The sequence below is a fragment of the Oceanobacillus piezotolerans genome, from assembly GCF_003665065.1.
Lineage (GTDB): Bacteria > Bacillota > Bacilli > Bacillales > Amphibacillaceae > Oceanobacillus > Oceanobacillus piezotolerans.
In genome coordinates, this window is the sequence record NZ_RCHR01000001.1 from 676,777 (window position 1) to 695,421 (window position 18,645).

Annotated in this window: 18 protein-coding genes and 1 riboswitch; of the genes, 5 read left to right on the top strand and 13 right to left on the bottom strand. The window is 34.9% G+C overall.

The features are described 5' to 3' along the window. Window positions 1-58 precede the first annotated feature (58 nt). Window positions 59-466 (bottom strand): hypothetical protein, encoded by a 408-nt coding sequence (locus tag D8M04_RS20115; RefSeq protein WP_187695398.1) that lies wholly within the window; start codon window positions 464-466, stop codon window positions 59-61. A 124-nt stretch (window positions 467-590) separates the two neighbouring features. Here D8M04_RS20115 and arr point away from each other — a divergent pair, with 124 nt between their 5' ends. Beyond that, window positions 591-1,007 carry an NAD(+)--rifampin ADP-ribosyltransferase gene (arr, locus tag D8M04_RS03585; RefSeq protein WP_121521466.1) on the top strand — a complete coding sequence of 139 codons (417 nt, stop codon included), beginning with the start codon at window positions 591-593 and terminating at the stop codon, window positions 1,005-1,007. Between the two features lie 131 nt (window positions 1,008-1,138). Here arr and D8M04_RS03590 read toward each other — a convergent pair whose 3' ends face one another. The 8 genes from D8M04_RS03590 to D8M04_RS03625 form a co-directional block, all read right to left on the bottom strand. Beyond that, window positions 1,139-1,648, bottom strand: a complete 510-nt coding sequence (locus D8M04_RS03590) for a YfiT family bacillithiol transferase (protein WP_121521468.1) — start codon at window positions 1,646-1,648, stop codon at window positions 1,139-1,141. Window positions 1,649-1,983: 335 nt separating this feature from the next. Then, on the bottom strand, window positions 1,984-2,289 hold the full coding sequence (locus D8M04_RS03595) for a DUF4306 domain-containing protein (protein ID WP_121521470.1): 306 nt from the start codon (window positions 2,287-2,289) through the stop codon (window positions 1,984-1,986). Between the two features lie 484 nt (window positions 2,290-2,773). Beyond that, entirely contained in the window at window positions 2,774-3,190 is a 417-nt protein-coding gene (locus D8M04_RS03600; protein ID WP_121521472.1) for a VOC family protein, read from the bottom strand. A gap of 253 nt (window positions 3,191-3,443) precedes the next feature. Continuing rightward, complete coding sequence (locus D8M04_RS03605) at window positions 3,444-3,560, bottom strand: anti-repressor SinI family protein (RefSeq protein ID WP_121521474.1); 117 nt, start codon at window positions 3,558-3,560, stop codon at window positions 3,444-3,446. A gap of 29 nt (window positions 3,561-3,589) precedes the next feature. Beyond that, window positions 3,590-3,673: riboswitch (cyclic di-GMP riboswitch) on the bottom strand. Between the two features lie 491 nt (window positions 3,674-4,164). Then, complete coding sequence (locus D8M04_RS03610; RefSeq protein ID WP_121521698.1) at window positions 4,165-4,821, bottom strand: uridine kinase family protein; 657 nt, start codon at window positions 4,819-4,821, stop codon at window positions 4,165-4,167. Between the two features lie 138 nt (window positions 4,822-4,959). Next, a complete protein-coding gene (locus D8M04_RS03615) occupies window positions 4,960-5,166 on the bottom strand; it encodes a hypothetical protein (protein ID WP_121521476.1) in 207 nt (68 codons plus the stop codon). Window positions 5,167-5,239: 73 nt separating this feature from the next. Next, complete coding sequence (locus tag D8M04_RS03620) at window positions 5,240-5,770, bottom strand: GNAT family N-acetyltransferase (protein WP_121521478.1); 531 nt, start codon at window positions 5,768-5,770, stop codon at window positions 5,240-5,242. Window positions 5,771-6,100: 330 nt separating this feature from the next. After that, on the bottom strand, window positions 6,101-6,523 hold the full coding sequence (locus D8M04_RS03625; RefSeq protein WP_121521480.1) for a phosphotransferase-like protein: 423 nt from the start codon (window positions 6,521-6,523) through the stop codon (window positions 6,101-6,103). Between the two features lie 403 nt (window positions 6,524-6,926). Between D8M04_RS03625 and D8M04_RS03630 the strand changes: the two genes are divergently transcribed. Next, the gene (locus D8M04_RS03630; protein WP_121521482.1) at window positions 6,927-8,144 is read left to right on the top strand and encodes an MFS transporter; all 1,218 of its coding nucleotides are present in this window, start codon (window positions 6,927-6,929) and stop codon (window positions 8,142-8,144) included. 561 nt (window positions 8,145-8,705) lie between these two features. Here the strand turns inward: D8M04_RS03630 and metE are convergent. After that, on the bottom strand, window positions 8,706-11,000 hold the full coding sequence (gene metE / locus D8M04_RS03635) for a 5-methyltetrahydropteroyltriglutamate--homocysteine S-methyltransferase (protein ID WP_121521484.1): 2,295 nt from the start codon (window positions 10,998-11,000) through the stop codon (window positions 8,706-8,708). 28 nt (window positions 11,001-11,028) lie between these two features. Then, window positions 11,029-12,888: a bifunctional homocysteine S-methyltransferase/methylenetetrahydrofolate reductase gene (locus D8M04_RS03640; RefSeq protein ID WP_121521486.1), complete on the bottom strand. Its 1,860-nt coding sequence runs from the start codon at window positions 12,886-12,888 to the stop codon at window positions 11,029-11,031. Window positions 12,889-13,479: 591 nt separating this feature from the next. Between D8M04_RS03640 and D8M04_RS03645 the strand changes: the two genes are divergently transcribed. Beyond that, window positions 13,480-13,965, top strand: a complete 486-nt coding sequence (locus tag D8M04_RS03645) for a nucleoside deaminase (protein WP_121521489.1) — start codon at window positions 13,480-13,482, stop codon at window positions 13,963-13,965. Between the two features lie 265 nt (window positions 13,966-14,230). Here the strand turns inward: D8M04_RS03645 and D8M04_RS03650 are convergent, their stop codons facing one another. Next, the gene (locus D8M04_RS03650) at window positions 14,231-14,653 is read right to left on the bottom strand and encodes a hypothetical protein (protein WP_121521492.1); all 423 of its coding nucleotides are present in this window, start codon (window positions 14,651-14,653) and stop codon (window positions 14,231-14,233) included. 281 nt (window positions 14,654-14,934) lie between these two features. On the opposite strand from D8M04_RS03650, the gene D8M04_RS03655 reads away from it, so the two are divergent. Continuing rightward, on the top strand, window positions 14,935-15,960 hold the full coding sequence (locus D8M04_RS03655) for a serine hydrolase domain-containing protein (protein WP_121521494.1): 1,026 nt from the start codon (window positions 14,935-14,937) through the stop codon (window positions 15,958-15,960). 212 nt (window positions 15,961-16,172) lie between these two features. On the opposite strand, the gene map is transcribed toward D8M04_RS03655, so the two are convergent. Then, on the bottom strand, window positions 16,173-16,913 hold the full coding sequence (gene map / locus D8M04_RS03660) for a type I methionyl aminopeptidase (protein ID WP_121521496.1): 741 nt from the start codon (window positions 16,911-16,913) through the stop codon (window positions 16,173-16,175). 802 nt (window positions 16,914-17,715) lie between these two features. Between map and phoU the strand changes: the two genes are divergently transcribed. Beyond that, entirely contained in the window at window positions 17,716-18,372 is a 657-nt protein-coding gene (phoU, locus tag D8M04_RS03665) for a phosphate signaling complex protein PhoU (protein ID WP_121521498.1), read from the top strand. The last annotated feature ends 273 nt before the right edge of the window (window positions 18,373-18,645 follow it).

Genomic DNA, 18,645 nt, shown 5'->3' on the forward strand with positions numbered 1-18,645 from the left:
ATTAATTCTTTCTTAATGATAACATAATTTTCAATGAGTATTTTTCAAAACATATTGATTACTCTCTAGCCTGATTGTCTCTCCCGATACCTCTTTTAAAAACACCTATAAGCTTATCATATTCCCTCTCATATTTTTTCCATTTTATATAGTTATAAATAAGCTGAATTAAAAAAAGAACAAAGAAGAAAATGGACACCATAAGAAATTCAAGAAGAATTAAGTCTGCAAAAAAGTATATTACAATAAGTGAAACAACAAATACCGGAAGCGACCACACGGTACGAATCATTTTCCTTCTATATGTCAACTTATGATAAAAAAATTCAAAACCTTTATCTTCTTTTTCTATATTTTTGAAAATTAACGATAATATCAATGTGACATTCCAAGTAATCAAAATTTCTTTTCTATTATTTCTTCCCTTTACCAACAAAAAAGGTGCTTCCCTTTTTAAAGGATGCACCCTCCATATCTCTTCTCTCTACTTTCATTATACTACTAATTATACATTATTTATAGACTACTCTTTGCCCCATTCCTATACTATACTGTAATACACAACTAAAAAGTAGGAGAGGTGTATCCGAATGACTGACAAAAAAGATGTCTTAGATAATGGTCCTTTTTTTCATGGTACGAAAGCAGAACTAAAAATTGGAGATTTATTAGTACCTAATCACTTATCAAATTATCAAGATAAGAAATCTAACTATATATATTTTACTGCAACACTTGATGCTGCTAAATGGGGTGCTGAATTAGCTGCATCTAAGTTAAAAGAAAGAATTTATGTTGTCGAACCATTGGGTGAATTTGAAAATGATCCGAACGTAACAGACAAAAGATTCCCTGGAAATCCAACTCGATCATATAGGTCGAAATCTCCTTTGAAAATAGTCGCTGAATTAAGTTCATGGGAAAGACATTCTGATGAACAAATAAATCATATGCTCTCCTCTTTAAAAGAATTACGTGAACAAGGGAAGGCTGTCATATATGATTAATCCTTAAATCAAAAGGGTAACGCATTAAATGAACCAAAAATTAATTTGTCTTTGCACACCAAGGTGCACAAAAACAAGATTAATCATTAAAAAATGGCTTATCAATCTCGATAAGCCATTTCCTATATGGTTTATTTTGATAATGCAATTTTTATATGAGCAAGGTGATGCTCTTCATGCCAAGCTAATTTTGCAACTTTTGTTGCCACTGTTATTTTACCGTTTATCTCGTGAGTAAAAGTCCGATCTAACTGTTCCTCAGTTAAACTTTTACCTAAAGACACGATGCGTTCATTGATACCTTCTAGCATTTTAATTGAACTTTCTACAGGAAGGTTTGTATCTGGTTGAATTGCCCACTTATCTTGATCAAATTCCGGTACTGTAGGATTCTCATCTGTTAAAGCAAGCTTCAAACGCTGATACATATTTAACTGAGAATCTGCAATGTGGTGAACAAGTTGACGAACTGTCCAGCTGCCTTCACGATAAGTTTTGCTTAATTCCTCATCACTTAATGAGTTTACTGTTTCTCTTAATCGAATGGTATAAGTTTCGATTTCCTTTAACCATTCTTGAATATTTTCTAATGTTACTTTTTCAGGTACTTGTAGTTGCCCAATAGGATATTTAACATCCATTTTAATTCCCCATTTCTATAATTATTATTATTAACTTAATTATCTCACAAACAGCGTTTTATTTTAACTATAATATCTAATTACTTTGTTATTCAAGAAATTAAAACCAATTAGTGACTAGAACTTAATTTCTTTGATACTTTCCAATTTCCTGTTCCTTACTACTATATACGTAAAATAGCGTTCGTATATTGACGTATCCACTGGCTAAAGCCCCAAAATCTCATTTGAAGAGTAAACAATTTTTTTAATACCACTTGATAATGTTCGTGCCCCTACTCATTCCTTCATTTCCCTTTATATATTTAATAAAGATCAGAAGTGAAATTAGTAAATTATGTGAAATGATTCGTGTTATTGTATTCTTTCTCCATACTAAGTAAATGCTTATTATTAAAAGACTGATAGACTGCATATCTTTTAAATTGGAAAAAAGGATAAAATTTTACGGCATATATAAAGTAGTCTAATTGCGATATATCGGATTTATGTATTATTTCACCATTAAACGTTTTGGAAAAAAATGCAGTATATTTCCATTCATAGGAATTATACCTTATATAGCTTCCTTCGTACCAGGTAACAAATGTGGACAGAAGCAAGACAGAAATTCCAACTAGATACTTAATGACAAACTTCACCTATCTTTCTCCTTTAGTTAATTCTCTTTTGAAAAAATCCTCACTTGGTCATAGCTAAGTTTGAACTAAAAGGAAAAGTGTTTTTAGCTAAAGGCAAGAGCTTGCTTTCTTATCTTTTCGAAAAACAAGAGCAACTATGAATAAAAATTTAATCGGTAAGAAAGCTCTTAATCTAACGATTTTCTTTTATCTGTTTTAATAATTCAATTATTTCTTGTTGTTGTTTATATCCTTTTCGCATGTGTCCTTCTATTGATAATAGAGTAATAAATATTACGATAAAAATTATAATAGCCACTTTTCAAATCCCCATTCTTCCATTCTTATTCAAATGTTCACTCCTCACATTTAAATAGATGTACAAATTAATATTACCTTTCAGAAAACGAGATGGTCCTTCATTTATTTCTAATTTGATAAAAGGATGATACATCTGATGCATCATCCCTTAGAATTTTAAAAGCCTCATTTAATACCTGAATGTTTACACTTGATTAATTTTACTTTCATCCAAATATGCAACTTCCCATAAATGACCATCTAAATCCTGAAAACCCCAAATATACATGAAACCATGGTCTTGCGGCTCACTTAAAGATTTACCACCAGATGACAATGCTTTATTTACTAACTCGTCCACTTGATCCCTACTGTCAGCTGAAAAGCTGAAAATTGCTTCAGCAGAAGTAGTAGTATCCACAATATCCTTCTTACTAAATCCTTTGAAACGTTCCTCATTCATAATCATAGCAAAGATATTTTCACTGATGATCATGCAAGATGTAGTTTCATCAGAGAATTGTGGGTTGAACTCAAAACCAAGGTTTTTGAAAAAAATGGTGGATTTGTTCACGTCTTTTACAGATAAATTGATAAAGATATTTTTGGATGTGAATGCCATTCTTATAACCTCCTTGAAAATAACTGGCAAGTTAGCCTTATCATTTAAGTTTTTCAATGTATGTCCCTAAATATTCCACTTTTCTCTACGTCATCTATACATTAAATAGCCTTGCTTTTGGAATTCCATTTATTTCAAATCTCTAAAGTTATTCATCTCTGTATTTTTTTCGTCTTTACTCTACAAAACTGCCCCTTTAGTAGTATATATTCTTTCTAAATTAGTACGGATCCTTCTTGAACCAATCTGTTGATTAAGAAGATTTTTCCTCATTATTTTTTAAAAACTGCCTGATTTCTTGGATAGAGATTCCTAAGTTAAAAGCCTCTTCAATAAGTTCAATCCACTCTTCATCTAATTCTGTAACCATCTTAAAACCCCCCCAAAATATGTAATATTTTAGGTAGCACAGCCATCATAGTTCATAACCTTAGACCTGTAGCTTTGCGTCCCAGTCTTTCGATTGGTTTGCCTTTTCTGTTTTATTACAGGATACCTATACAAATAATACCAAATATTGGTAGAAATAAATTGGTAATCTTTACCAAAAATTTCGACACATTCTGCGAAAATAAAAATACATGATTGGGGATTTAATTGATAATTTCGGTAGGATTATAAACAACCTATTAAACTGCAACGCTAATGAAATAGTAAAAAATGAAATTATTGAAGTGACTAAACTTTTTTGTGAGTCGATACTAGCTGAGGTATAACTTATAGGAAAGCTAAGAAGCATAGGAAATAATGACGAAAAAGAGGATTTCTAACCGACCCAACGGTAGTGTGTTTGCTCGTAGAAACAGGTCCAGGTCTAGCCGAAGAAATGAATAATCCTTCTTTTTTATATCCAGAGATACACCTAATTGTACAAAGGTAGAAATAATTATAATGGCATGAGAGGATTCTAATGTACGGTGTTAAAAATGCTATTTATTCTCACAAGAAACTTGTGACCAAAAGCTATCCATCTTTTAAAGAACTTTACTAAAATCAAAAGTATTCTCTTCAATATAGATTTTTTCCTGAGTACTTTTAATAACAACGTCGAAATTCTTACTGTATGGATGCATAAATACCTCATACTGAATACGCCGTTCATGGTGAGATTGCTTTAAATAATCGAAATTCGCTCCTCTTTCCTCGATATCCCGCCCAACTCGTCTCACAAGTTCCGTAGCACCATCTGTATAAAAATAAATTAGAAGATCAAATAACTCAGGACTAATAAAAGCAACACTCATACCCTCTACAATGGTTAATTTATTTTGCGAAGAGAGAATTTCACTTTCTAAATAATGTGCATCAATCGTACGTAAATTCATCCCTTCTCTAAGCATAAGTATATCTCTTTCTAAGGAGGGTAAATGATGTGCTGCTGGGTGGCATGCTGTCATTTTATAATGATGTAATTCTCCTTTATGTGTGTAGTCAATAAATGTAGATTTTCGCACAGTAGAACTCAAGATATATGGGTCCGTATTAAGATAGTTTATACCGCATTTCAACTCTTCCATTAGCATATGTGCAAAAGTCGTCTTTCCAGCGGCCCCATGACCAGAGACCCCAATAATCAGCTTCATATTAGATTTATAAATCCAGCGTACTATTTCTTGTATTAATGTATCCACCATTCTCCCACTTTTCAAATGTTCTTTTCTTTAGTGAAATTCTATCTCTGATATATAACAGAGAGGTCATTTTTCCTTGTTTCACAAATTAGTACGATACTTTAAAATTTAAATTTCTATATTGAAGCGTGGCACACGTTACTTCAACAAATTAATTCTGTTTTTCTTCAACATAAATACCCAACATATATAAGTAAAATAACCAATAATTATTGGCAAAACAGGGGCAATACTGAATTTTTCAGGTAAATAGATAAACAAGATTAAAGTAAATATAAAGGCTGGAATCATAAGCCATAACCATACTCTTACTCTTTTATTTTTTAAAGTTAGTTCAAATTCCATCCTTCAATCCTCCACTTATTAAACTCAACTGGCCCATTAATAATTTAACTTGTCCGTTAAAATATCATTTTTGTTATCTATGGTATTCAATTAACCAACAGTCCTCATACACTCCTTCATGTAACTCTTTTTTAGGAAGTAACTTTACCTTTTTAAAACAACATTTCTCATAGCAACGAATAGCCCTTATATTTCTTACTTGAGGATCCATTACTACTCTATCCGCATTCTTTTCTGAAGTTAAAAAATCAACCATTGATGAAACAAGTAATGTTCCAATACCTCTATTCCAATAATCTACTTCGCCAATAAATTGGTCTATTCCATAAATATTTTCTGTAACATATCCATAATCTTCTTTCGTTTTATTATCTAATTTATAGAATTGAATATATCCGATCTTTTCCCCATTAAATTCCACCATACATTTGCCCACATCATCTTCAGAAGCATAAAAGACTTTTTGAACCATATCGAAATCAAAGGGCTTGTCCCTTCCTTCATAAAATTCAAGAACTCGTGGGTCAGAAAGCCATTTCGTTAACAGATACTTATCTTTATCTTCTAATTTACGAACTTTTAGACGACCATTTTGAAACAACATTATCTCCCTCACTCTTAGAATTACACTTTTAAATTATCCTTAATTTCTCAATACCTGATTATAGTATCATATTATTCTAAATAATTTTATGACCTTCTCAAAAAATATAAGTCACTTTTTAACTTCCCTCTATAACTCAACTTCCAATAATTACAACTAGCAAACCGAAAATAATAAACATAAGATTGTATCCCCAATAAGTTTGCTTCCATTCTCGTTAAATCTTTCTTTCCATTATAAGTCTTTCCATATACTTTATAAAATTACCAAGATAGGCAAAAATCTTCTTCACCTATCACTATTATAAAAATTCCTTCTACACATCTTCTTTCATCTATTCATCGAAGATTCGTATTCCTTAAGTGAATTATTAAATCCAGATAATGTTGCACTATCTTTCAATCGACTGACTATTTTTTTGGCACATTCCATCAAAGAATTGGTGTATGTATTAACCTCCACATCGTAAATTTCTCTCTGATGCACAAAACTAAGCTGAGAAACTGCTTGACCGATTCTGCGATCCCCTCTGACCTGTTCTCTACGTTTAAGCTCCTCGACGGGACAATGAACTCCCACAAGAAGAATTGGATAAGAGTTCAGAGTTCCATAAAATTTTCTTAATGTTAAAGGGTCATGAAGAATTTGATCTAGTATTAAGTTAATGCCTTGATCTGAGAACATTGCTACATTTTTATAATAAAAATATTCTGTTTCTAGAGGGATTAGCCGTTGATTTTCTCTATCTTCCATCTTTTCTATGACTAAATCATAATCATCTATGCTAAAAACAAAAAATTCAGGAAGTAATTTTATTATCTCCTAAAGTTGATTTTCCTGAACTTGATACACCATTTAGAACTATAATCCTTCCTTTTTCCACAAACAACACCCCAATTTTTTCAGTTTTAAAGAGATTCAATGCCTATCTATAGATTTCCTGCTTCTGCCTCTATTGTGAAAACTTAACTGTTCAACTCTAGTCATTATTACTTTGAATTATTCCAAAACAATCTGACTTCGTATTTATTGCTAATTTTAAGACAATACTCTACACTGTTTTAGTTTCTGTATATTTACCATATAAAAGGGGAAATTACTACCAAGAATTCTAGAATTCAATGGTGGAAAATATTCTTGTCAGCGGAGGAAGATAATGAATAAAAAGAAATGGGACTTATTTGCTCTGTCATCTATACCATTAGCCATGACACTGGGAAATTCCATGTTCATACCAGTTTTACCAATTATTGAAAAGGAAATTGGCATTTCTTCTTTCCAATCAAGTTTAATTATCACTGTGTACTCGATAATTGCAATATTACTTATCCCACTAGCCGGTTATTTATCTGACAGGATTGGTAGAAAGAAAGTGATTATCCCTAGTTTAATTATTTCTGCGATTGGCGGTATTGTATCTACGTTGGCTGCTTGGATGGTTGAAGATCCATATATTCTTATTCTGGTTGGCAGGTTTTTGCAAGGGGCAGGAGCAGCAGGAGCGTTTCCAGTTGTTATACCTACTGTCGGTGATATGTTTGAAGATGAAAAGGAGATGAGTAACAGCTTAGGGATTATTGAAACATCAAATACATTTGGAAAAGTTTTAAGTCCTATCTTTGGAGCCGTTCTTGCAGCGTCAATCTGGTATCTACCTTTTGCCTCCGTACCAGTGCTTTCTGTCATATCCCTTCTTCTGATTGCTAAATTCGTGAAAGTACCTAATAAAAACGAAGAAGGAAAGAAAAAAAGCTTTCGGAATTTTATAGAGGAAATTAAGGAAACTTTTCATCATAATGGCCGTTGGCTGATGGCTGTGTTTATTATCGGCTGTCTAAATATGTTTATTCTTTTTAGCTTCTTATTCCATTTATCCTCTCTCCTAGAAGATAAATATGATATAACTGGTATTCTTAAAGGAGTTGTACTCGCTATTCCGCTGCTTTTTCTCTGTACGGCCTCTTATTTTTGCGGCAAGAAAATTGGCGGAAATAAAATTGTCATGCGTACCGTTATCTTAATAAGTAACTTAGGAGGAGCTGTGGCACTAGCTTTTATTAATAATAATATGGGACTTTTCTTAATGATACTTTTACTAACTATAACGGGCATAGGTATTGGTCTTTCCCTGCCTTGTCTTGATACCTTAATAACAGCTGGAATTTCAAAAGAAGAAAGGGGAACAATCACTTCTCTTTACAGCAGCATGCGCTTTTTAGGTGTAGCAGCTGGACCTTTTGTTACTGCTTTGTTACTAGAAAATAACATTAAGTATATTTACCTTATTTTTGCTTCCTTTAGTATGTTTGCTGCTCTTTTAGCCTTTTGGGCTATAAAACCAGAGAGGGAAAAGAAAGTTGTGGCTCAGCAATGAGAATATTTTTTACAATAAAGTATAAGTTATCGGGGGATTTCTTCCCCCTAAGAATGATATTCCTAGGATTGTTTTATTGGTTTTTCTTCTTTAAATTTTTCACAAAACCAGATAATAAACCATCACAATTCAACTCATCATATAATTGATGTGTTATTTCATTAGCTTCTCTGTCAATCCCTGCCGTCGTCCATTCTGCTACATCTTTCTTAGGAGCTGTGGTAATTTTTATCGTTAATAGATAGAGAAGAGATCTAAAATCACCTCTGGTTTATTTAAATTAAACTCCCCTTTCAAAATCTTATCTTAATTTGTAGTTGTATGTCACTGTATTACACACTTATTGAACTAAGTTGCCCCATAAGCAGAAAAAAGATCGCCATTTTGACGATCTCAATACTGTATTAAACTACCCGTTTGTTTCGCGATTTTGCTTTTAGAAACAAAGGAGACCTCCTCAAATCTTTCCAATAAAATTTAAAGTAACAAAAGGCCCTTTCTTACTTTCTTGGTTTCCCTTCCTATTTCAAGCATTATTTTTAGAGGGATCCGTGCCAAAATTCATCTTTTACTTACTGCTAGCTCTTCTTTACGTATTTCCTTAACTGCTTCAATCATCGCTTTTAAAGCACCGATAGTCTCTGTTTCATTTCTTGTTTTTAGACCACAGTCCGGATTGATCCAGAATTTAGTAGGTGAAATTGCTTTAAGCTGATTGGTAATATTTTGTTTGATTTCATCTTTACTTGGAATGCGAGGACTGTGAATATCATAGACCCCCAGCCCAATTTCTTTTTCATACGTGTTCTCTTCGAATATGGAAATAATTTCTCCGTGGCTTCTTGATGTTTCAATGGAAATGACATCCGCATCTAGGGCATCGATCGCATCGAATATATCATTAAATTCAGAATAGCACATATGTGTATGAATTTGCGTCTGATCCTGTACAATCGATGTTGCCAAGCGGAATGCATAGACGGCTGCCTCCAAATAGGACTGCCATTTCTCTTTGTCAAGGGGAAGTCCTTCTCTTAACGCAGGTTCATCCACTTGAATAACTTGGATCCCATTTTGCTCAAGTAGCTCCACTTCTTTACGAAGGGCTAGAGCAATCTGATTTTGTACGGTATACCTTGGCACATCATCATGAACGAAGGACCAATTTAAAATCGTTACAGGCCCTGTTAGCATTCCTTTTACTGGTTTATCGGTTAAAGACTGTGCATAAACACTTTCCTTCACTGTCATGGGTTGCCTAAAGGAAACATCACCAAAAACCAGCGGCGGCTTCACGCAGCGGGAACCATAGGATTGAACCCATCCAGATGTTGTAACGTCGAATCCATTCAGTTTTTCACCAAAGTATTCCACCATATCTGTCCGTTCAAATTCCCCATGGACGAGCACATCCAACCCAATGTCTTCTTGGATAGCGATCCACATCTTAATGTTGTCTTTAATAAACTGATCATATTGAGCTTGGGTAATTTCACCTTTACGCCATTGTGTTCTAGTTTGCCTTACTTCTTTTGTTTGTGGCAGACTCCCAATCGTTGTCGTCGGGAAAAATGGCAGTTTTAATTGATCCTGCTGCTTTTGAATCCGTTCAGCGAAAGGTTGAGAACGTTTCGTATCGGTTGTATCGACCTGTTCCAGTTCTTTTCGTACCTGTTCATTAATCCGATCTGTTGAACGATTAAATTGTTCCAATTGTTGTCTGTTTTCCTTTAATTCCCTGCTGATACATTGTTTACCCTCTTCCAGACCTTTTGCTAGTGTTACAATTTCTATAATTTTTTCATCGGCAAAAGCTAAGCCATTCTTAATTGCCGGATCCAGATTTTTCTCGGATTTAACTGTTACTGGCACGTGAAGGAGGGAAGCGGATGGCTGAACAATCAGTGTCCCACTTTTCACATATTCTCTAATCGCTTCCAGCTGTGTGAGCTTCTCTTCCAATTTCGAAACCCAAACATTTCGGCCATTCACAATTCCTGCTGCAAGCACTTTATCTTCAGGGAATCCATGCGCTTTTATTAATTCAAGTGAATCTCCATGCACGAAATCCATTCCAATTGCCGCCACAGGAAAATCAACAATTGATTTATAATGAACAATATGTTCAAAATAGGTTTGCAAAATAAGCTTTAATTTCGGTGCTTCTTTATTGAACCGTTCGTACACTTGTCTTGCCTCGGCAATTACTTCTTCGGAAAGATTCGTTCCGAAAATCGGCTCATCGATTTGTATCCAGGTTGCACCAGCAGCTTCTAGTTCTTTTAATATTTGAATATATAACGGAACAAATGCTTGTAAAAGTTTCGAAAAATCTTTTTCCTCGTAGCCTTTTGACAGCTTTAGGAAGGTGATTGGGCCCAAAATGACCGGCTTGCCATCAATCCCCAATTTCTCTTTTGCTTCTTTATAAAATGCCAGCGGCCGATTTTCTGTTATTTCCGGTTTTGCATTTTCCAGTTCCGGTACAATGTAATGATAATTTGTATTAAACCATTTCGTCATTTCCGACGCAACCGCATCCTTTGTACCACGGGCAATGGCGAAATAGGTGTCGAGATTAACCTTGCCTCCATTATAAGGAAAACGCTCAGGTATTACTCCAAACATAACCGATGTATCAAGCACATGATCATACAGGGAAACATCTCCTACAGGGATGAGTTCGAGACCCAACTCTTTTTGTTTTTGCAGGTTATTCAATCGCAATTCACCTGTTTTTTCCAATAATTCCTGTTCTGTCATTTCCTGTTTCCAAAAGCTTTCCAGCGCGCGCTTCCATTCCCTGTTTTCTCCGATTCTTGGATATCCTAAATTAGAACTGATTACGTTTGTCATTTGTTTTCTCCTCCTAAAAATATTCAGATTAATGATGATGAATAGCCCTAAGTGTTTGCTTCCCAGTGACAGATTGTACTTTTTCATTGATATAGTCCACCAGCCTGACGGTGATATCATATCTTGTAAAAGGTGTGATTAAATAAATGCCATGAAAGTATTCCATCGCTGTATTGATTAGCTCCTTTGCAATGGCAATGCCTTCTTCAACCGACTGCTGTTTATTAGCTGAAACAGCTCTCATTCTTGCTCTGGTCTCATCGGTCAACTTAATTCCAGGTACTTCATTATGAAGAAATTCTGCATTTCTCGCGGACATAAGCGGCATAATTCCTATATAAATGGGTTTATCAATATGCCTGGTTGCTTTGCTTAATTCAATCATTTTATCGGGGCTGTAAATAGGCTGTGTCAGAAAATAATCTGCACCAAAAGTTATTTTTTTCTCCATCCGTTCCACTGCTTTATCAAGCTTGGCAACATTCGGGTTAAAGGCAGCAGCAACGTGGAAAGATGTCGGCTTTCTTAAGGATTTTCCTGAAAAAGACATACCATTATTGGCCTGTTTGATCAATTTAATGAGGTCAAAGGAAATCACATCAAATACTGAGGTGGCTCCAGGAAAATCCCCTATTTTGGTTGGATCACCAGTGATGGCCAGAATGTCATGGATTCCTAATGTCGAAAGCCCCATTAGATGGGATTGCAGGCCAATCAGATTTCGGTCCCGGCATGTGACATGAACAAGTGGCCGAATGCCGATTTCCTGTTTGATTTTCGCTGCAATGGCCATGTTGCTTATTCTTGGCGATGCCAGTGAATTGTCTGCTAGTGTAATCGCATCAATCCCAGCTTCATTTAATGCTTTTACCCCTTCCATAAATTCAGTTGTATCTAAATGCTTTGGTGCATCAAACTCAACAATTACCGAGTGTTGTTTTTTAGCGATTTCCGGTAAAGGTGTCTTTGTTTGTACCTGTTTCTCCTTTAACTGAATCGGTGTCGATTCCATATGGATTTGTTTTTCCTTTATTGGGGTTAAGTTCTTTAACCCCTCTGCCAACGCGCGGATATGCTCAGGTGTTGTTCCACAGCAGCCGCCTATCAGTCTTACCCCTTCATTGCGAAAATCCTTCGCACAACTCTTAAAATAATCTGGCTCGTTTTCATAGATAAGTTTTCCATTGTGATATGCAGGTAAACTCGCATTGGGATAAGCTGCAAGATAGGATTTATTCGACAAAGGTACATCTTCAAGCGATTTGACCATATGATAAGGCCCAAGCCTGCAGTTAATACCGACAATATCCGCACCGGAATTCTCTAAATGCTTTAGTGCGTCCGGTAATCGAATTCCATTTTCCAAGACACCTGGCTCATGCATGGCAACATTCGTTATAATCGGCAAGTCTGTTTCTTCCCTGGCAATCTCCAAAACAGTTGTCAGTTCATCGAGATCATAATAGGTTTCAAGAATCAGTCCATCTACTTTTTCGGTAAGCAGGCAGTACAATTGTTCCCGGAAGCTACGCTTGATCTCCTCTTTTGAGGCAAATGATTGTGTACCATGAATTCCACCTATTGTTCCGAGAACATATGCCTGATCACCAGCTGCCTGTGTAGCATGACGAACGGCCGCTGTATTAATCTTTTTGACCTGATCTTCCAATCCGTATCGGGACAGCTTGAGATAATTTGCAGCATAAGTATTTGTTTGAATCAGATCAGCACCGGCTTTTATATAGGCTTGATGTACGTTAACAATTTGTTCCTGGTGTGTCAGGTTCAATTCTTCAAAACTACGATCTACCCCGTAGGAATAAAGCAAAGTTCCAATCGCTCCATCACCAATCAGAATACGTTCTTTCATTGCAGCTAGAAGATCCATTTTTTCACTTCCCTTATAACATTTAGAATATTTAAAAATCCAAATCGATTAAAATAAAAAACATTCTTTTTTACTCGAATTTATTCGCGGTTAAATAGAATGCCTTTAGTTGTCTAATGGTATTACTTATTATGTTTTTTCGGGATTCTTCTCTGTACGTGTAAACCGATTCGTTGCCATATCAATTTGTGTGATTTCTCCATAATAACTCACATCTCCAAATGCTTTAATGATATTTCAATTAGTTTAAGGTTAATAGATTGCTTTTCCCATTTGAATCGCCTATACGTCTATATTCACCATTCTGCAGAAGATTACTATTAATATAACAGGGAAAAGTTAATATAGGCTAACACCGAAAAGCTATCGTTCGTTATAGGTTTAAACTATAGTTATTCAGATCATTATCACTATACAAATGTTCTTCTTAAAGACAAGGGCCGTTGTATTCAGGTGGTTCTTTTCTAATAAGATATTTATACTTGCAAAACACCTACGAATTTGATTGACTCTTAATAAGATCGGTTTTTCGCCAACAGTCATGTTTTGGAATATCGATAAAAAAAAGAATAGGACGAGGAGTGAACATCTATGGTAAGTGATACAGATATGAAACACTTGCAACGTTGTGTTGAATTAGCAAAGACTGCCTTAGACAAAGGTGATGAACCATTTGGTTCAGTATTAGTTTCGGCCGATGGAGAAGTACTATTTGAAGATCATAACCATGTGGCGGGCGGAGACCATACCCAACACCCGGAATTTGCTATAGCGAGATGGGCAGCCAACAACATGACGTCTGAAGAAAGAAGCAAAGCAACAGTATATACCTCTGGCGAACATTGCCCTATGTGCGCTGCTGCTCACGGTTGGGTTGGTTTAGGTCGAATTGTTTATGCAAGTTCTTCTGAGCAGTTGGTACAGTGGTTGAATGAATTGGAGGTTGCTCCATCTCGCGTTCGAAATCTTTCCATTCAGGATGTTATTCGTGATACCAGAGTAGATGGCCCTGTTCCGGAACTAGCTGATCAGGTTCACAGGCTCCATCGTCAGTTTTACGCAAGAGATGTTGATTAAAATTCACAGATCACTATGAAAGAGGAAATAGGAGTCCTATTTTGGGCTCTATTTTCTACCCAAATTTAGCACTAATCTTCTTGGATTATTGCACCCTTTCCATTTAGTTGAATGAAATATATCATAATCGCTCAACGAAATACGATTTTAATTTTAAAATAGTATTATCTGATTCGGTATTGAGCTTTCATAAAATACTTCTAATTTGCCCAATGTAAAGTTATGCAAGTTAATAACCCCCGTAAAAACCATTCCCGCACCTCTTCTACCTCACCCATCTTTTAACCAATAGTCCTACTGCAAAGCTATAAACCATATGGCCGGCCGTCCAATAGATAAAGGCTGGAAAATCAGTCAGGCTTGGAGTTTTTTCCGATAGAGCTGTTAGTGGAAACAGCATAGCACTCCCTACTGTATAAACAAGAATATAGGCTAATAGGCTATACTCGATTCCCAGTGCTCTCAGTATATAAAATAATCCAATGACACTTGAAATACACGTAACAAAGTGGAAGATGATTCCGACAATAGACCAGTTGTGCAGTTGGTTTATTAGCGGAATGTAATCAGTGTTAAACAACAATATATATGCATCGTTATGAGTCAGAAGCTGAATAATTTTGAGAGACCCTGATAGAATAATTCCAGCAATGATTCCGATCACTGTTAGTTTCATAACTCTTTTCATTTCAAACCTCCTAGTTTCTGAATTTTATTCCCTGAAGTAAAAATTCTAAAACTGGAGCAAGTTTTCTCTAAAAATTATGAATGTCCGTAAACAATTGTAGCTAAGAATTTAAGAACAAGAAATATTAGTGCATTATTGAAAATCTTCAATCTTGATGCTATATTCGAAAAGAATAAAGGAGGAGATTACAGTAAACCATTATCAGGTGTGAAGAATTAAATGAATGTGTTTTTCAAAATTCATTTAAACATTTTGTAAAAATACATTCAGGAGGAATGAAAATGGATAAACAAATGAATTGGAATAGTTTGGCAAAAAAACAACAACAACTTCAATTTTCTGGAAGCATTCACGTGCGCAGGAGTGGTGAGACCATATTATCAGAGAGCTTTGGCTATGCGATCTATTCGGAGGGAATCGTAAATCAATCAAGCACCCGCTTCTCCATCGCATCTGGAAGTAAGATTTTTACTTCTATTGCTATTTGCCAGTTGGTGGACGAAGGAAAAATCACATTTGATACGAAAATTATCGACTGCTTAGATATTAATTTTCCGTATTTTGATGAAAGAATCACCATTCATCATTTACTAACACATACATCAGGTGTTCCAGATTATTTCGACGAAGAAGAAATGGATGATTTTGAAGTGCTTTGGGAGACCCTTCCAATGTATCATGTTCGTAATGCGGAGGACTTCTTGCCAATGTTTCAGCAAAAAAAGATGCAAGGCAAAGTCGGCGGTCCTTTCAAATACAATAATACGGGATATATTATTCTAGGCCTTGTTATTGAGCAAATCAGTGGTATGGATTTCGTTGACTATATCGAAAAAAATATATTTCAAAAGGCTGGTATGAATGACTCTGGGTATTTCCCTATGGATGAATTGCCTGGAAACATTTCAATCGGATATATAAAAAAATCAGATGGTACATGGAAGTCCAATATTTTCTCTCTGCCTGCAAAAGGTGGACCTGATGGCGGTGCCTATGTTACCGCAACTGAGATGGGAGCATTTTGGGAAGCGTTAATGAATGGCCGACTATTGTCTAAAGAAATGACTCGCATCCTATTGACTCCTCAAGAAAAAGTGGCAGATGATATCTTTTACAGTTATGGCGGTTATTTGCAGACAAATGAACATGGTGTGGTGAAATACATACAGATGGGTTATGACCCAGGAGTTAATTTTCGCTCTGTACATTATCCAGAGCAAGATCTTACCATCATTGTTTGCTCAAACAAATCAGAAGGTGCTTTTGAGATGCTGAAGGAAATAGAAAGTTTAACAATTATTAAGTAAAGGATGGAAAAGGGTTAATCTTACTATTAGCTCTTTTTTTCTTTAATCGGGTAATAGTTAGAAGTGACGAGTTCCCTTTAGGTGATTTAGCTCAATAATAAAAGGAGCTGCTAAACAGCTCCCTTTTAGGTGAGATTACATTCTTTTATAGTGTTACAAATCTATCTGTTTTACGTTTCGATAAGCGAAATCGCTATATATTCATCCTTAAATTATAAAGTGACTATAATTGGGCCATTTTTAGTTAGGATAATTGTATGTTCCAATTGAGCTACATAGCTTTTTTCTGTAGCATAGGTCCATCCGTCATTTTTTTGGAAAACTTCTTCTTCAAAGGTTGAGATAAATGGTTCGAATGCGATAACCATCCCTTCCTTTAATATCTCATTATCCCATCGATCATAATAATTACAAATATGGTCCGGTGCTTCGTGTATTCTACGTCCCACACCATGTCCTGTAAGGTTTTTGATAACAGTGAATCCATTCTGTCTCGCTGTTTCGTATACCGCTTTTCCAATTCTATTCTTTTTGGAACCCGGTTTAGCTTTCTTAAGACCTTCGTCAAATGCCTTTTTAGCAACATCGCATATTTTCGATAGTACTTCTTCTCCTTCTCCTACTACAAATGAGATTCCTGTATCCGCGAAATAACCGTTCTTTGAAGCAGATACATCTATATTTACTAAATCCCCTGCTTGGATAACTCGATGACTTGGAATACCATGTGCTACTTCTCTATTAAGACTTATGCAAGTATAGCCAGGAAAATCATATTCCCCTTTTGGTGCAGAAACTGCACCTGATTTATCTAAAAGTTCTCCTGCTAAATCATCAAGTTCCTTGGTCGTTATGCCAGGAATTGTCCTTTGTACCAATTCATCTCTTACGGAGGCAACAATTTTGCCTATTTCCTTCAAACCATTAAAATCTTCTTCTGTTTTTGCAATCATTTTTTCTACCTCATTATCTTTTATCATAAATTAACTTTATAAGTGTCAATTGTACCTTTACTTGCACTAAAAATACAATTAATATTAATTATTTCATACTGAATTTGCTACGAGCAAGAAATAACCAACAAGGATTTGGTGCATAAGGAAATACTAAGGATATAATAAAATCTATATTCTAAACTCGTTAGAAAATCACCATATACACATTGTTATTCCATTTATTTAACCTCTCTATTATAGTTAAATAATCATAATCCTTCTTGAATTAATGCACCAGTTTGATAATTTAATACCTACTACATCTCTTTTCAATACTCTCAACTTTTTAAAGGTATTATAAACAATGAGCACCAACAACTAGAAATACCGCTTTTAAAGTCATTTATTATATTCATACCATAAGTTGCTTATGTTTACTCACGCAGCCGCCGATTAATGTTGCTTTAGGTATAATTTGAGTTATTATTATCTGAGGAAAAAATCTAAATCCATTTATATGTTTCAAATTCCTAATAAGGGGGTATATACTTTTAAGGGAAAAAATAGAAGTTGCTCTATCAGACATTAATTCGTTAAAGTTACATAAGATAAAGGGTGTTATATATATTAAGGATAAATCAGAATGGAAAACATGCCTGGAATCCAATAATATTAGGATTTCAGGCTATTTTAGGCTGTTTAGTGTATAATAGAGATAACGAATATAAGCTATTTAGATCACAAAATTACAACAACAGCAACTTAAATTTAATTTGTTTTTTTAGGAGACAAATAATATATATTTACAGGAGGAAAAAAGATGGAAACGCGCTATCAGTTTAATGAGGAAATAGTAGAGTTAAATAAAAAAATTGTTACCCTAATGGAAATGTCAAGGGAAGCGCTAATTGATGCATTGCATGCTTTTCATAATCAGGAGCTCGATAAAGCAAAGTTAATCATTGAAAAAGACAAGGCAATTGACCAGCTGGAAATGGAAATTAATGAAAAGGCAATACTGCTGATAGCAACACAGCAACCGGTTGCAACAAATCTTCGTGAAATTATCGTTGCACTAAGAATTGTAACCGATATTGAACGAATGGCTGACAACGCTAAAAACATTGCCAGATCAACTATTCACCTAGGTAAGAATGAAACAGCAGCTATTCCTGAAGAACTTAAAAACATGGAGAAATTGACTTTGGAAATGCTGAATAAATCCATTCTTGCATTTGAAAATAATGACATTGTAATCGCGGGACAACTTGCGATCATGGATGACAGGGTGGATAAATCCTATAAGAAAATTGTAAGTGAACTATTGGGAGAGACAGCAACAGACCCAGATCAAATTCAATATATTATGCAAGTGGCATTGACTGCTCGATACATTGAAAGGTTTGCTGACCACATTACAAATATAGGAGAAAGTATTCTTTATCTTGTTAAGGGAGAAACCTTCGCATTAAACTAAAAAGTCCAAAACACTACTTAATCTCTCCGTTCTAAAGGCTAATATTTTAAATTTAAGGAAGTTAAAAAAGAAAAGTCCGAAACAACTCGAATTCTAACATAAGAATTTTGAATTGTATTCGGATTTTCTTGTTTACCTACATCCCCATCTTACTCAGAAACACAGGGTTCTTTAAAAAAACACCGCTTAATCTCCTCCCTCTTCTCTTATTCCATTTTTTAATTATATGGTTTTATTAAGGTATATAGTTGGAAACATTCAATTATTTTGCCT

Bases quoted from the DNA above. Each gene is read 5' to 3' on its own strand.
- D8M04_RS03645 (WP_121521489.1), top strand. From the start codon at position 13,480: ATGGTAAGTGATACAGATATGAAACACTTGCAACGTTGTGTTGAATTA.
- D8M04_RS03625 (WP_121521480.1), bottom strand. From the start codon at position 6,523: ATGGAAGATAGAGAAAATCAACGGCTAATCCCTCTAGAAACAGAATAT.
- metE (WP_121521484.1), bottom strand. From the start codon at position 11,000: ATGACAAACGTAATCAGTTCTAATTTAGGATATCCAAGAATCGGAGAA.
- phoU (WP_121521498.1), top strand. From the start codon at position 17,716: ATGGAAACGCGCTATCAGTTTAATGAGGAAATAGTAGAGTTAAATAAA.
- D8M04_RS03600 (WP_121521472.1), bottom strand. From the start codon at position 3,190: ATGGCATTCACATCCAAAAATATCTTTATCAATTTATCTGTAAAAGAC.
- D8M04_RS03650 (WP_121521492.1), bottom strand. From the start codon at position 14,653: ATGAAAAGAGTTATGAAACTAACAGTGATCGGAATCATTGCTGGAATT.
- arr (WP_121521466.1), top strand. From the start codon at position 591: ATGACTGACAAAAAAGATGTCTTAGATAATGGTCCTTTTTTTCATGGT.
- D8M04_RS03640 (WP_121521486.1), bottom strand. From the start codon at position 12,888: ATGGATCTTCTAGCTGCAATGAAAGAACGTATTCTGATTGGTGATGGA.
- D8M04_RS03655 (WP_121521494.1), top strand. From the start codon at position 14,935: ATGGATAAACAAATGAATTGGAATAGTTTGGCAAAAAAACAACAACAA.
- D8M04_RS03605 (WP_121521474.1), bottom strand. From the start codon at position 3,560: ATGGTTACAGAATTAGATGAAGAGTGGATTGAACTTATTGAAGAGGCT.
- D8M04_RS03590 (WP_121521468.1), bottom strand. From the start codon at position 1,648: ATGGATGTTAAATATCCTATTGGGCAACTACAAGTACCTGAAAAAGTA.
- D8M04_RS03620 (WP_121521478.1), bottom strand. From the start codon at position 5,770: ATGTTGTTTCAAAATGGTCGTCTAAAAGTTCGTAAATTAGAAGATAAA.
- D8M04_RS03615 (WP_121521476.1), bottom strand. From the start codon at position 5,166: ATGGAATTTGAACTAACTTTAAAAAATAAAAGAGTAAGAGTATGGTTA.
- map (WP_121521496.1), bottom strand. From the start codon at position 16,913: ATGATTGCAAAAACAGAAGAAGATTTTAATGGTTTGAAGGAAATAGGC.
- D8M04_RS03630 (WP_121521482.1), top strand. From the start codon at position 6,927: ATGAATAAAAAGAAATGGGACTTATTTGCTCTGTCATCTATACCATTA.